This window comes from Vibrio sp., from assembly GCF_048266485.1.
Lineage (GTDB): Bacteria > Pseudomonadota > Gammaproteobacteria > Enterobacterales > Vibrionaceae > Vibrio.
Window position 1 is genome coordinate 14,823 of sequence record NZ_JBLWZK010000010.1, and the last position, 14,362, is coordinate 29,184.

A 14,362-nucleotide genomic window follows, 5' to 3' on the forward strand; every position below is an offset into this window, starting at 1 on the left:
GCATGTCATCAAAGATGTTTAACACGGCGCTTCACTTCTTCCTGCTTACCGTCATTAAACGGTCTTGCATCTGGGCTACCTAAATAACCACATACGCGACGTGTTACTGACACTTTGCTTGAATCGTGATTGCCACATTTAGGACAAGTAAAGCCTTTACTAGTGCATTCAAATTCACCAGTATAACCACATTCATAACACTCATCGATTGGAGTATTGGTGCCATAGTAAGGCACGCGGCTATAGCTGTAATCCCAAACATTCTCTAACGCTTCAATGTTATGCTGCATATTAGGGAACTCGCCGTAACAAATAAAACCACCACTTGAAATGTCAGGATATGGCATCTCAAAATCGATTTTATCGTAAGGTGTTGCCTTCTTCTGTACATCTAGGTGAAAACTGTTGGTGTAATAACCTTTATCAGTTACGCCTTCAATAACACCAAATTGTTTGGCATCTAAGCGACAGAAACGATTACATAAGTTTTCACTTGGCGTTCCATATATGCTAAATGCGTAGCCTGTTTCGTTTGTCCATGATTCAACATGTTGCTTCATAAAATCGATGATCTTAAGGGCTTTTAGGCGTAGCTTCTCATCATCGTAAACATGGTTTTCGGTACCAAATAATGCAGCAACCGTTTCATGTACACCGATATAACCCAATGAAATTGATGCACGACCATTTTTAAAAATTTCAGCGATATTGTCGTCCGCATTTAAACGCACACCACATGCCCCTTCCATGTAAAGGATTGGGGCAACACGTGCTTTAACATTTTCTAAACGATGAATACGAGTGTCTAATGCACGTCGAGCTAATTTCAGTTTAGTTTTCAATATTTCATAAAAACGCGTTTCATCACCTTGTGCTTCAATTGCAACACGTGGCAAGTTCAAGCTAACAACACCAAGGTTATTACGACCATCGTGGATCAACTTGCCATTTTCTTCATATGTATTTAAGAAACTACGACAACCCATTGGCGTTTTAAATGAACCCGTCGCTTCCACTACTTTGTCGTAGTTAAGAATATCTGGGTACATACGCTTAGTCGCACACTCAAGTGCTAGCTGTTTAATATCGTAGTTTGGATCGCTTGGTTTATGGTTCAAACCATCACGAATGGCAAATACCAATTTCGGGAACACCGCTGTTTTACGATTTTTACCAAGGCCAGCAATACGGTTACGCAAAATTGATTGCTGAATCAGTTTACTCGCCCACGACTGTCCCAAACCAAAACCAAAGGTCACAAAGGGCGTTTGTCCGTTTGCGGTATGCAGAGTATTCACTTCATATTCCAAAGACTGGAATGCGTCATAACATTCTTTTTCAGTTTGAGTAAGAGCAAATTCTTGTGGATTAGGAATATCCCATTCTTGTGCTAACTTTAACTGCTTTTGATAACTAGCGAGCACATAAGGTTCAAGGATCTCATCGATACGGTTAATCGTGGTGCCGCCATAAATGTGGCTAGCAACTTGCGCGATAATTTGTGCGGTAACCGCTGTGGCAGTCAAAATTGATTTCGGAGTATCAATCTCCGCATTCCCCATTTTAAAACCAGCCGTTAACATACCTTCTAGATCAATCAACATGCAGTTAAACATTGGGAAAAATGGTGCGTAATCTAGATCGTGATAATGAATGTCACCAGATTCGTGAGCATGGACGATATCACGTGGCAAAATATGTTGCTTCGCATAATGTTTAGCCACTATACCAGCAAGTAAATCACGCTGAGTTGGAATGACTTTTCCATCTTTATTGGCATTCTCATTGAGCAAGTCTGTGTTGTTCTGCTCAATGAGTCCTTCAATTTCTTTATTCAATGAACTGGTTTTTTCACGAGCAATATCTCTGTCATGACGATACTCAATATAATGACGCGCGAGTGATTTGTATTCACCTTGCATCAAATAGTTTTCCACCATAGTTTGGATATCTTGAATATGAATTCCATCAGGAAAATCAGCTTGAGCCTCAGTTAAACGCTGCTCTACACAGCCCGCTAATTGCTCTGCATATTCCTTTAATTGAGCGTCAGTTTTATCTGCCGCACTCAGTACTGCAGCGACGATTCTATCTTGCTGAAACAAGGCTTGTGAGCCATCCCTTTTTATAACAATTAACTGACTCATCCTAACCTTGCCTCCTAAAAAATTCGCACTATATAGACAAAAACTACATTGAAAACACAATATGTTGTGCCATTATCGATTTTATCGACCACTCGATCTTGATCTTAATCAAATAATCTTAGAGGAGTATTAAAGATATTTTTTGCAAGTCTTTTTGCTCACAAAATAAAAAATAATCTGTGTAATAAACGTACCTATTTGCTTTGCTATGTTAAATTTTAGGCCTGCCGTACAACAGTTATTATCAACTTGTAAGAGACGATCTAGAAATGAAAATACAATGGAAATGGTTTGCTTATCTTTGCCTTTTGAGCCTCGTCTCTCCACCTATTTCAGCGACCTCATTAAAAAACAACACTCTTAATATCGCAACATGGAATATAGAATGGTTCACTACCAACCCAAGTTCTTCAATCAAAAAAAGTAAAAGAGACTCGCAAGATTTTGCTGTACTCAGTGACAAATTTCGACAACTCTCGCCAGATATTCTTGCCTTTCAAGAAGTAGACTCCATCAAGGCCATTCAAAAATTGGTTGGGGGTGAATATCAAGTTTATTTATCCGATCGCGCCAAACCGCAATATGCCAACCTACAGTTTGATGATCTCAACCAATACACTGGCATTGCGGTGGCTAAAAAATGGCTCGCAAAAAACCAAGCAACGATTATCGATCCAAACGATATTTCACTACTTCCCTATTCCAAACTACGCTTTGCCACCTACATTGTATTAAAACAAGCTAATCAAGCTGATGTGCATTTATTGTCGGTACATTTAAAAAGTGGTTGCCCTACTAAGAAAAAGCATTCACGCTCATGCCGACAACTATCTGAGCAAGCAAACCAACTTAATCAATGGTTAGCAACTCGAGTAAGCAATCAGGAAAGTTTCATTGTGATGGGCGATTTTAACCACAACCTAGCTTATAAAGGCGATTGGATGTGGCAGTTATTAACCAATGGATTGAATAACCAAGCGAAACTGGCAACGAAAACAACACCTGCAATATGCCAAGTGAAATCAAACCGTAATCCAAGTAAGTTGTATCGTTATCCTAGTTTGATTGACCACATTATTGTTAGCCAAGCAAACCATACGCAAGATACACAGCAGGCAGTGTTTACGAAACAAGAAGCCTTGAATTATCGTTTAAGTGATCATTGCCCGGTGGTGAGTAAGCTGGAAATGCAGTGAGTTTCATTTCCCGGTAGGAGATCCTGAACTACGTTCGTGTCTCACTATTCAGGATGACAATGCCTTTGCCTTTCGTTGTCTACGCTTTTCGAGTCTAGAGCACTTCGTTTCTTGTGACTCGATTTGGGTTTTGGGTTTTGCACGAAATATTCAAATAAGCTGTTATTTCTACTGAGCCGTATTATTTCATCATCACAGTCAAGTTACAGCATTCCATCACCCTTGCCGAGTTACCTTATTCCGTCATCCCTGCCGAGCCTAAGCGAGAGCGAGGATCTACTCACAACACGCTGAATATAGATCCTCGATGTCGCTTAGCTTTCTCAAGAATCATAGATTAGCGCTATTTAACCCCACCCACTTTAGCTAACGCCGCCGGATAGCTTCTTTGTGCAGCTAATGTACAGGCTTTATCTATAACTTGCTCAATGGTGAGTTGTGAGGAAATGTTTTGTTTGGTGAGATGACGTTCATCATACAACCCACATTCACGCATTTGCTGTTCGATTTGTTGTGCCGCCTCGAGTGCTGACGAAGCCTTGACGATTTCCATACGAGCATAGTTATCACCAACAAAAGAAACACTGGCTGCGCGTAACGTAATATCGGTTCCAGGGATTTGTTGTGCACCAAATAACGGTTTACCACCTAAAGTAGCACTGGCGAAACTAGGGATAAATTGCGCCATATGTTTTATTGCTCTATTGGTTCGAATGATTTGCTGTTCTTCACTCCAACCATGAATGATCTTATTAACAAGATATTCCGGTAATTTAGGCTGAGAGCTTTCATCGGTAGAATGCGCCACCCCATCTTCAAACAACGTGATATCTTCCGTCATGCCATGTAATTGGAAATAACCATCTGGATACGGCGTTAACTGTGCCATGCCCTGCGGTGTACCTCGTTCACCATGAAAAATCACTTCAGGCCATAGTGCACTACCTTCTGGCCAATGGGTCACATAAGCGGCTTTAAATTCCACTAAGCGTGAACGTGGCGCTTTAACCCAATCATCCACCACGCCAGTTTGATAGCCAGACGCATTAATCAAGTAATCTACCGTAATAGATTCAGCAGCTTCCATTGAGCTTTTATTATTGGATTTGTAATTGATATTCCATTGCTTACCTTGCGACTCAACGCCGGTCACTTGAGTACTGGTGAAAATTTGACAGTTTGGTAGTTGGTTTAATGCAAGGTTCACGGTGGCCGATAAACGAAACACACTAAGCCCATATTCTTGCACTAACACTACAGGGAATTTTAAGGTGTTAAGATCAACACTTTTCGCAAATGGGATCATCCATTCATCTAGGCTTTGTTCGGTAAGGGAATCGACTTCTGGCACGTTACATTGAGCTAGCGCTTGTAATTCTGACTGTGAATACAATTTATAGTAGTGCTGCGGATCGCCCAGTACTTGATTGCTACTGTCTTGTTCAACCAGTGATTGATAAGCCTGTTTGATCACTTGCAAGCGAGGAAGTAATTCTTCTGGTTCGCCTTGATCTTGGGTAGGAACCGCGATAACGGTTGGACGAACATTCATCGTATGTTGATACAACTTAACCGTTTCAATCGACTCTTTGAGAAGTTGTACACATTGTTGCTGAGAGATCTCACGATACAAGTTACCACCAGCATGTAAGTGACAAATAGGTGGACCATCGACAAGGCTTGGTCCTTGTTCAAAAATAGATACTTGAAGTCCAAGGTCAGAAAAGTGCAGCGCGGCAGTAGCCCCTGCAATACCACCACCAATAATTCCAATATGTGGAGAATCCATAGCTAATCAATTATTCCTACAACAAACGCCTTTATGCCAAACTAAGTCGGCGAAAGAACTGAATATATTTGAGTTGAGTTTCGGTTAGGGCCTGTTTGCCTTGCCTAAAACCCTTTTATCTCGAACAAAATTTAATCACCAAAGGTAAACAGGCTCTATTAATACCCTATCACTTTAGTCGGATATTTCGAATTAAATTTTAAACCTACCTACCATTCGGTGAATTTCTGAGTGATTTTTCCTACATCAGTTTGGTTCTAATTCTGCTAATTTTCTGCGCAAAAAAATATAAAAAATTACTTGACCGTTTCTATTCACTTTCGCCAAAAATCGATGTTGTGAATAACCAAAATCCGCTAAGCAACCCCTGTCGAGGCTTACAAGCAAATTGGTTATTTTTCATAATGGAGTTATCCCAATATTTATCCACCGTTTTTGTGGATAACTGCATTTTTTATTCATAGTACGTTTATTAACATGCTTGGTTAGCAGGTATAAGTAATTGCTTAATCAATGTCTGTAGCACCAATGCCAAAGTTAAAAATGCGAGCAAAGGAAGTGTTAACCACAAAGCAAAATGCCAAGTAGGGTCTAGCTCAAAGCCCCACTTCATCAAGCTCGCCACGCTAGACTCTGCGCCGAAACTTGCTACCAAGCCTGCAATCAAAGCCATAATGCCGTATTCATACCATACAGTTCTATTAATGCGTTTTTTGCTCGCTCCTAGTGTTCGGTATAAACGAATTTCATCTTGTCGTTGTGACAAGCTCAGACGAAGTAATGTGAATATCAACAGTAAACCGGCAATCACCGCCAAGCCAGCCAATACCGTTATCGACCATACGATTTGCGTCAGCAGAACTTGGATTTTTCCAGCCATGGTTCGAATGTCCATTAAACTCACGGTTGGGAAATCACGTGCCATTTTATTTAAGAAAGCATCGGTTTGAGCTTTGTTGCCTTCTGGCGCTTTAAAACTTACGAGCCAAGTACCAGGAATATCTTTAAGTACATCTGGAGAGAAAATGAAGTAGAAGTTCGGCTTCATTTCTCGCCAATGAACGTTACGAATGGTATTCACTTTAGCGGTAACGGTTTGACTGCTGATCACAAAAGTTAAGGAATCACCAATTTTTAAGCCAAGATCATTAGCCACATCAGATTCCACAGAAACAGTACCAGACTCGCCCCATTCACCTTCTAATAAATCGTTACGCTCTGGCAAGGTTTCCGCCCATGTGAAATTCAATTCACGACGTAGCGAGTCACTTTTGTCTTCACCTTCGGCATACGCTTTCGCTTCAACACCATTTATCTCACTTAAACGACCGCGAATAATTGGGTAAGCTTCTGAACGGTTTAGTTCTTGAGTATCAATTTCTTGTAGGTATTGATCTTTTTCATATGAGGCAATATTGAGCGCAAACACATTCGGCGCATCTTGAGGTAACGTTTGCTGCCAATCACTTAATAAATCGCTACGTACTAGCCAAATAATCGCAATCAGCATTAATGATAAAGCCAATGCGCCAAACTGAATGCCACTAGCAATCGAAGAACGGTTAATGCGGCTTAACGCTAATTTCAATGCTGGTGATGCAGGTAGACGCTGTAAACCTTTAACCATAAATAGGCTGATTACGCCAAGGATCACAAATAGCACTAGAATACTGACTAACACTATCCAAACCAGCATGTTGCCACCGTAAACCGACATCAACAAACCAAATGGCAATAAGATCAACAACCATGCTTTTTGAGGAATATTACCTTGGCTAGGCTGCATGACTGACGCAGCAGAAGTATTAAGCAATCCAATCAAAGGAATGCCTAACGCGGGAATACCAATCGCTAAGCACGTTCCAACTGATAACAAAAACGGCGTCAAACCATAACTAGGTAAAGGATCCGGCAAAACGTCGGTTAACGGAATACGCAATACCATTTCAAGTAACACGCCAATCAGTGAACCTAAAACGATGCCAATGGCAAACAAGCTACCAATTTGTAGGCTTAACCAACGAATTAGCCAAGGACGTTGCGCTCCTAGGCTTTTTAGCATGGCGATAGTTTGACGTCGGCTCGATACATAATGCTGACAAGTTAAGACGAGTGTTATCGCCGCCATTACAACTACAATCGCGACCGTTAACGACAAGTACTGCTTGGTTTTATTAAATACTTCTGAAGTACGGCTTTGTGAATTTTCATCTACCCAGCGATCACTCGGGGTTAACTCAATCGATTGTTTAATTTGAGAAATTTGCTGAGCATCACCGTTAATAAACAGACGAAAACTTACTCGACTGCCTAGTTGAACGGCACCGGTTTTTGCTACATCCGATTGGTGAATATACACGCTCGGCATTTGCTGAAATGGATTAAAAGCAAGCCCCGGTTCTTGCAAAACTTCACCTGTCACTTCAAAATCCGCATCGCCTATAGTGACACTGTCACCCACTTTAACTTGTAGCTGCTGCATGACTCTAGGCTCAAGCCACAATTGATTGGCTTGAACATGTGAGCTTTGCGCTGATTGGCTTTGTGTAGAATTACTTTGTGTGGATTGGCTTGATAGCACCATTTCACCGCGTAAAGGATATTGGCTATCTACCGCTTTGACTGTCACCAATTGCATGCTGTTATCGCTAAATGCCATGGTAGCAAAACGTGTCAGTGTCGCCGTTTCAACTTGCTGCTGAGCAGTTTGTGCTAATAAGCTTTCTGGTAAAGGATTTGATGAGCGAAATACCGTATCAGCCGTGAGTGCGTTCTTGCCTTGGGTTTCAATCACCTGATCCATACGATCAGCCAATGCGGCTAAACCAAACACACAAGCAATAATTAAGGTCAGCGCAATCGCAATTGGCCAAAGCTGGCCTTGCTTGATTTCACGCCAACTCCACCTTAGCAATTCTCGGTTAGGCAATGGTTTCGACGCTTGATTCATTCCCTTTCCTCCAACTCACCGGCTTGCATGTAAAAAGTTCTATCACAACGTTTGGCTAAATCATTATCGTGAGTCACTAAAACCAACGTTGTTTTGTGCGCTTTATTGAGCTCAAAAAGTTGCTCGATTATTTTCGCAGCCGTCACTTGATCTAAGTTTCCTGTCGGTTCATCAGCAAATAAAATACTTGGCTTGATCATAAAAGCGCGAGCCAATGCCACGCGCTGTTGCTCACCACCGGAAAGCTGACTTGGGGTATGAGCTAATCGATCTTTTAAGCCAACTTCTGTCAGTAATTGAGTTGCTCGTTCAATGTCTTCTTTTTCACCTTTTAACAAACAAGGTAAGGTGACGTTTTCTAGTGCGGTTAAGGTTGGAATAAGAAGAAAACTTTGGAATACAAAACCAATAGAATCACTACGCAACGCGGCACGTTGCTCATCATCAAGTGTCGATAAAGGTTTACCAAGCAAGCTCACTTCGCCTTGAGTTGGTATATCTAGCCCAGCGAGTAAGGTCATCAAAGTAGATTTACCTGCTCCCGAGGTTCCGACAATCGCAACACTTTCCCCTGCACGAATGGCTAGGTTAACCTGTTTTAATATGGTTAAATGTTCTTTCTCAGTAGAGACTGATTTAGACAAAGATTGGGCTTGGATGACTATCTTGTTCGAATCATCAAATTCAGGTGATGTGGTCGTAGACGACATTTGATCTGCATTCGAGTCTACGCTTTCGCTCTCTGCTGCTTTTGTTATAGATGGATCTTTTATAGGTGCATTTTTTATAGGTGCATTTTTTATAGGTGATTGAGACATGATGAGATTGTTATCCTTACTATTAGTGCTGTGCTTTTCTTCCGTCACACAGGCTGCGGTAAAAACCACTATTTTAATCTTAGGCGATAGTTTAAGTGCTGGATATCAAATGCCGATTGAACAAAGTTGGCCATCACTACTACCTAAAGAATTACAACAAAAAGGCATTGAAGCAGAAGTAATAAACGGCAGTATTTCAGGAGATACTACTGGAAATGGCCTGCAACGCCTTCCTTCTTTATTAAAACAACACCAACCTGATTGGGTACTGATAGAGCTTGGTGCTAACGATGGTCTACGAGGTTTTCCACCAGCGACCATACAAAGAAATTTGAACCAATTGATCGATCAAACTAAACAAGCTGGAAGCCAAGTTGCACTTATGCAAATTATGGTGCCGCCGAATTATGGTAAACGTTACACTCAAGCTTTTGCTAATTTATACCCTGAAGTAGCCAAGCAGCAAGACATTCCGTTACTGCCGTTTTTTCTGGAAAATGTCATCATCAAACCGGAATGGATGATGGAGGATGGGCTACATCCTAAAGCCGATGCTCAACCTTGGATCGCCCAGTTTATGGCGTCTCAACTCCAATCTATTTTGTGAATATAATTCCCAATATTCTTCTCCTTCGTGAATAATTAACAAAAAGTCAGCTAAAATACAGGTTGGCTTTGCTGTTTTTATAGCCAAGCATTCATGATCTGAAACAATTTTTTCTTATTTAATCTTAAAAATTCACCTTTATACCCTGTCAGCTCAATATTTCACTTTGTTGATGCCTTTATTCTAATGTTTATTCGTCACTAATAAGATTCATAGGATAACGTATGGTCATTGAACCTATCATTAAGGGCGTAGTTGCCCGCAGTGCCCATCCTTACGGGTGTGAAGCATCCATCCAGCAACAAATTAAATTCGCTAAAACTGCAACACAAATTAACGCAGGCCCTAAACGTGTTCTCATCTTAGGCGCATCATCCGGTTTTGGTTTAGCGGCTCGTATTGCTCTCGCTTTTGGCGGTAGTGATGCTGACACCATCGGCGTTTCATTTGAGCGTGGCCCTTCTGAAAAAGGTGTTGGCACAGCCGGTTGGTATAACAATGTGTTTTTTAAGCAAGAAGCCGAAAAAGCAGGTCGTATTGCCGTCAATATTGTTGGTGATGCATTTGCAAAAGAAACTCGTGAACAAGTGATTGAAGCAATAGAGACTTACTTTGAAGGCGAAGTAGACCTAATTATTTACAGTTTAGCGACTGGCATTCGTCCAAATCCAGTAACCGGTGAAAATTGGGTATCAAGCATTAAACCAATTGGTGACAGCGTCACTGGTGCAACAGTGTTACTTGAAAATGATGAATGGACGGAAACCACCATTGAACCGGCTACTGAGCAAGAAATCGAATCGACCATTAAAGTAATGGGCGGCTCTGACTGGGAATCGTGGGTTGATACACTTATCAATACAGAATCGATTGCTGATGGCTGTAAAACTATTGCCTTTTCATACATTGGTTCAGAGGCTAACTACCCTATTTACCGTGACGGTACACTAGGTTGGGCTAAGGTAGATTTACATCAAGCAAGTCACTCGTTAAACCTTAAACTCGCGAACTTCAACGGTTCTGCTCATGCCACGGTATGTAAAGCACTCGTCACTAAAGCAAGCGTGTTTATTCCAACTTTCACGCCTTATATCATCGCACTATATAAGGCAATGAAAGAAGACGGTAGCCACGAAACTGGTATTGAACAAATGCAACGTCTGTTTACCGATAAGCTTTATAACCAAGAGAAAATACCTGTTGATGCGGAGCGTTTGATCCGTATGGATGATTGGGAAATGAAACCAAGCATACAACAACGTGTGGCTGAGTTAATGAGTCGAATGAACGCCACTAACTTTAAAGAAATTGGTGATTATCAAGGCTATAAACAAGAGTTTATGCAACTCAATGGTTTTGATATTAAAGGTGTTGATTACCAACAAGATATCGACCTAGAAGCATTAACCGCATTACAGCCTTAATTGGTATGCAATAGACCCAAGTAATTTAAGTTTAAAGTTATTTCTGAGCTGATATATACCCGAAGTAATTGAAGTTGCAATGAGGCGACAAGTGAATGAGACCCCATGAGTTTAGCTTGCCTAAATGATTGGGGCGAATGAATGCTGTCAACAAAGCTGCGGCTTAAAGTACGATGGGTATACTCTGTAAGGGGAGTTATTGCTCAACGCCTCCTTTGCCGCACTACATACTTCGTCATGGTGCAAAGGAGGCTTTTTTATATATAGCTCACTCCATATCTCTCAATTAGTATATAATCCGCACTAGTTTTATTCTTATCAAAAGCGATACCGGAACCTTATGGATACTTTGATCTTCAAACTAAAAAATATCGAAAAGCAAAACTACCGTGCTTACCAACAAATCAAAGGTCAGTATGATTTCACTGATTTCGATCTTTTTATCGATACCGTTCAAGGTGATCCACATGCTACCGCCTCTCGCTTACGTGCTCGCCGAGCTTGGTCTCTAACGGATTTACAATGGTTATTAGAACAATCTGAAGACTACCAACGCGCCGCACGTGACTATATTGCTCGCTACTTTTCACAGCTTGCACAGCCTGAAGCCTCAGTAGACATTGCCTTTAATGGCCAAAGCGTGCTTGATCACACTGCCGTAGTGTTTGACCAAGAAGGTATTGAGCTACGTTTCCGTGTCAATCTACCTGCCGATGGTCGTCAAATCCTCGGTAAGAAAGCGATTAACATTTTAACCTTCCACCTGCCTAAATTTATCCGTCGTGCGACGATTGCCCGTGAAATTGATATGGATGCGTTGAAGCGCCATTGTGAAGTAGTCGAAGATCAAGTTGCCCTACGCAAGCAACTAGCTGAAAACAACCTTGTCGCATTTGTTGCAGATGGTAGCGTGCTTCCTCGCGTATCTGGAGATTGCGATCTACCAATGAAAGAAGCAGTGACCTTTTCGGCGCCTGAATCTTTAGCCATTGAACTAAATACTCCTCATAAAGGCAACATTCGCGGTTTAGGGATTCCAAAAGGCATCACACTCATTGTCGGTGGCGGTTTCCACGGTAAATCTACCCTACTGACAGCGATTGAACGTTCTATCTACGATCATATTCCAACAGATGGTCGCGAATACATTGTCACTGACCCACAAGCAATGAAAATTCGCGCAGAAGATGGCCGTAGTGTTCACCATTTGAATTTATCAAACTACATCAACCATTTGCCTATGGGTAAAGACACGACTGATTTTTCCACTCAAGATGCTTCAGGCTCTACTTCTCAAGCTGCCTGGTTACAAGAATCTCTTGAAGCAGGAGCCACTACGCTGTTAATTGATGAGGATACCTCGGCGACTAACTTCATGATACGTGATGAGCGTATGCAAGCATTAGTCAGTAAAGGTGATGAGCCGATCACTCCATTAGTGGATCGAATTGGTCAATTACGTGATGAGCAAGGCGTTTCTTCAATTATCGTGATGGGCGGCTCAGGCGATTACTTTGATGTTGCCGATACCGTGATTCAAATGCATGACTACCAAGCATTGGATGTAACGGTTAAGGCGAAAGAAGTGGTTAAACAGCATCCGAGCCAGCGACAACTCGAATCAGAAAGTGAACTTATTCAGCACCCTGCTCGCGCCTTTAATAATACTTGTTTGACTAAAATCTTAGCGGAAGGAAAATTTCGCATTCAAGGTAAAGGCACCCATACTTTGCGTTTTGGTAAAGAGCATATTGATGTTTCTGCACTTGAGCAAATTGAATCGACCAGCGAACTTAATGCGATTGGTTGGTTATGGTTCCAGTTGTCTCAACAGCCGGGTTGGAGCCAAGATCCATCGAAGATCTTTGATAACACACTTAATCAAGATTGGTATAAATCCATGCCGAAAAATGGTGACTTAGCCAAACCAAGAACTTTAGATGTAATGGCCGTTTTAAACCGTTTACGTAAAGCGCAATTTAAAGCTTAATTAAGATATAAGGCTATCTAGATATCTTTCTAGGTAGCCTTATATCACTCACCATACCCCATCACATTCAAAGTAATTCAATATGACGTCTGTAACCAATCTCAAGTATTTGCAAGGCTACCCTGATACGGTGTTATCTCAGGTAAAAACACTGATTGAGCAAGGCAAACTCGCCAAATGGGTTGAAAGCAAATATCCACAAATGCACAACCTGAAAACCGAGAAGGCGTTATACGACTACACTATGGCGATAAAAAATCGTTATTTGAAAAAGTCATCGCCCCTTTCCAAAGTGATTTACGATCCTAAAATCCATGTTGTCAACCATGCTCTAGGTTTACACACCTTTGTGTCTCGTAATCATGGGGGGAAATTAAAAGCGAAAAATGAAATTCGGATTGCCTCTATTTTCAAAGACGCACCAGAGCCATTGCTGAGAATGTTAGTGGTTCATGAATTGGCACACATTAAAGAGAAAGAGCACAACAAAGCCTTTTATGCCCTTTGCTGTCACATGGAGCCGGATTACCACCAGCTAGAATTCGACGCGAGATTGTTTTTGACTTATAAAGAATTGGTTAGCCAATAAAAGAGTTTAATACATAATGGTTTTCTTTTATTACCTTACTCAGATCAAGCTTACCATCTAATAGATCAGTGAAATGGGCATTACATTTCTTTTGTAGTTCAATGCTGCTAAAAGCATGAGTTGGTCGCTGTGATCATTTCAATTGGTTTTGAGTTTCATGTTTTCCTTGAATATAACTTCCAAGATGAATACTCACAACTTTTTCTGATACCAGTTCAAGCACCGAAATTAAATCGGTTGGAAATGTACGAATAGTCGCTAAATCTTTAACAGATACCCAATCCACCGATTGAATAAATGCTTCATCATTTAAACCGGCTAGGTTATCAGTATGTGGTTGCCCTTCAAATTGTTCTATATGATAAAAGAATTCCGCGTTATAGCGATTTGCCGTGGTTTCTAAAAACTCTCGAACACACAACAACTCGCCAACCTGTACTTCAAGCCCTACTTCTTCCAAACATTCCCGTTTAACACAATCTTTGGTGTGCATGTCACAGGCTTCTAAACCACCACCTGGCGGGATCCAATATTCACCAGTGAAATCTTTTACTTTAATCAATAGAACATGCTCATCTTTAATAATGATACCTGCAGCACGAATACGGTGTTTTGGTGCGTGAGTGCTCTTCTTCATCTTGGTGCCTCTAGTCATAAACTTCATAAGCGACTATTAAGATATCGAATACTCATTAGCTGGTATATTTTTATAGTCTTCACTCAAGCTAACTGTGACAGTGATCAATTCCGCACAAAGCCATCGAAACGTTTCGATGATCTATTTCACAAAATATTGACCTATAGAATGCATTATTTAAAACAATCACTATTCTTTATCGAAACGTTTCGCTG

At 41.1% G+C, this 14,362-nt stretch carries 10 protein-coding genes; 5 read left to right on the plus strand and 5 right to left on the minus strand.

All coding sequences use genetic code 11. The annotated features are described in order from the left end of the window. Positions 1-8: 8 nt before the first annotated feature. Positions 9-2,147 carry an anaerobic ribonucleoside-triphosphate reductase gene (gene nrdD, locus ACN0T8_RS11860; RefSeq protein WP_417880832.1) on the minus strand — a complete coding sequence of 713 codons (2,139 nt, stop codon included), beginning with the start codon at positions 2,145-2,147 and terminating at the stop codon, positions 9-11. 269 nt (positions 2,148-2,416) lie between these two features. Between nrdD and ACN0T8_RS11865 the strand changes: the two genes are divergently transcribed. Further along, positions 2,417-3,343, plus strand: a complete 927-nt coding sequence (locus ACN0T8_RS11865) for an endonuclease/exonuclease/phosphatase family protein (RefSeq protein WP_417880833.1) — start codon at positions 2,417-2,419, stop codon at positions 3,341-3,343. A 343-nt stretch (positions 3,344-3,686) separates the two neighbouring features. Here ACN0T8_RS11865 and ACN0T8_RS11870 read toward each other — a convergent pair whose 3' ends face one another. From ACN0T8_RS11870 to ACN0T8_RS11880, 3 genes are all read right to left on the minus strand, one after another. Next, a complete protein-coding gene (locus tag ACN0T8_RS11870; protein ID WP_417880834.1) occupies positions 3,687-5,132 on the minus strand; it encodes an FAD-dependent oxidoreductase in 1,446 nt (481 codons plus the stop codon). A gap of 472 nt (positions 5,133-5,604) precedes the next feature. Then, positions 5,605-8,082 carry an ABC transporter permease gene (locus ACN0T8_RS11875; protein ID WP_417880835.1) on the minus strand — a complete coding sequence of 826 codons (2,478 nt, stop codon included), beginning with the start codon at positions 8,080-8,082 and terminating at the stop codon, positions 5,605-5,607. Beyond that, entirely contained in the window at positions 8,079-8,792 is a 714-nt protein-coding gene (locus ACN0T8_RS11880; RefSeq protein WP_417880836.1) for an ABC transporter ATP-binding protein, read from the minus strand. Before ACN0T8_RS11880 ends, ACN0T8_RS11875 begins: the two co-directional genes overlap by 4 nt. Before the next feature lie 106 nt (positions 8,793-8,898). On the opposite strand from ACN0T8_RS11880, the gene tesA reads away from it, so the two are divergent. From tesA to ACN0T8_RS11900, 4 genes are all read left to right on the plus strand, one after another. After that, on the plus strand, positions 8,899-9,507 hold the full coding sequence (gene tesA, locus ACN0T8_RS11885) for a multifunctional acyl-CoA thioesterase I/protease I/lysophospholipase L1 (protein ID WP_417880837.1): 609 nt from the start codon (positions 8,899-8,901) through the stop codon (positions 9,505-9,507). 224 nt (positions 9,508-9,731) lie between these two features. Continuing rightward, complete coding sequence (gene fabV / locus ACN0T8_RS11890; protein ID WP_417880838.1) at positions 9,732-10,931, plus strand: enoyl-ACP reductase FabV; 1,200 nt, start codon at positions 9,732-9,734, stop codon at positions 10,929-10,931. Between the two features lie 340 nt (positions 10,932-11,271). Next, positions 11,272-12,921, plus strand: a complete 1,650-nt coding sequence (locus tag ACN0T8_RS11895) for a P-loop domain-containing protein (protein ID WP_417880839.1) — start codon at positions 11,272-11,274, stop codon at positions 12,919-12,921. A gap of 82 nt (positions 12,922-13,003) precedes the next feature. Continuing rightward, positions 13,004-13,510, plus strand: coding sequence for a M48 family metallopeptidase (locus ACN0T8_RS11900; RefSeq protein WP_417880840.1), 507 nt, complete (start codon positions 13,004-13,006; stop codon positions 13,508-13,510). Positions 13,511-13,643: 133 nt separating this feature from the next. Here the strand turns inward: ACN0T8_RS11900 and ACN0T8_RS11905 are convergent, their stop codons facing one another. Continuing rightward, entirely contained in the window at positions 13,644-14,147 is a 504-nt protein-coding gene (locus ACN0T8_RS11905; RefSeq protein WP_417880842.1) for an NUDIX domain-containing protein, read from the minus strand. Positions 14,148-14,362: the final 215 nt, after the last annotated feature.

Bases quoted from the DNA above. Each gene is read 5' to 3' on its own strand.
- ACN0T8_RS11895 (WP_417880839.1), top strand. From the start codon at position 11,272: ATGGATACTTTGATCTTCAAACTAAAAAATATCGAAAAGCAAAACTAC.
- ACN0T8_RS11880 (WP_417880836.1), bottom strand. From the start codon at position 8,792: ATGTCGTCTACGACCACATCACCTGAATTTGATGATTCGAACAAGATA.
- tesA (WP_417880837.1), top strand. From the start codon at position 8,899: ATGATGAGATTGTTATCCTTACTATTAGTGCTGTGCTTTTCTTCCGTC.
- ACN0T8_RS11870 (WP_417880834.1), bottom strand. From the start codon at position 5,132: ATGGATTCTCCACATATTGGAATTATTGGTGGTGGTATTGCAGGGGCT.
- nrdD (WP_417880832.1), bottom strand. From the start codon at position 2,147: ATGAGTCAGTTAATTGTTATAAAAAGGGATGGCTCACAAGCCTTGTTT.
- ACN0T8_RS11875 (WP_417880835.1), bottom strand. From the start codon at position 8,082: ATGAATCAAGCGTCGAAACCATTGCCTAACCGAGAATTGCTAAGGTGG.
- ACN0T8_RS11865 (WP_417880833.1), top strand. From the start codon at position 2,417: ATGAAAATACAATGGAAATGGTTTGCTTATCTTTGCCTTTTGAGCCTC.
- ACN0T8_RS11905 (WP_417880842.1), bottom strand. From the start codon at position 14,147: ATGAAGAAGAGCACTCACGCACCAAAACACCGTATTCGTGCTGCAGGT.
- fabV (WP_417880838.1), top strand. From the start codon at position 9,732: ATGGTCATTGAACCTATCATTAAGGGCGTAGTTGCCCGCAGTGCCCAT.
- ACN0T8_RS11900 (WP_417880840.1), top strand. From the start codon at position 13,004: ATGACGTCTGTAACCAATCTCAAGTATTTGCAAGGCTACCCTGATACG.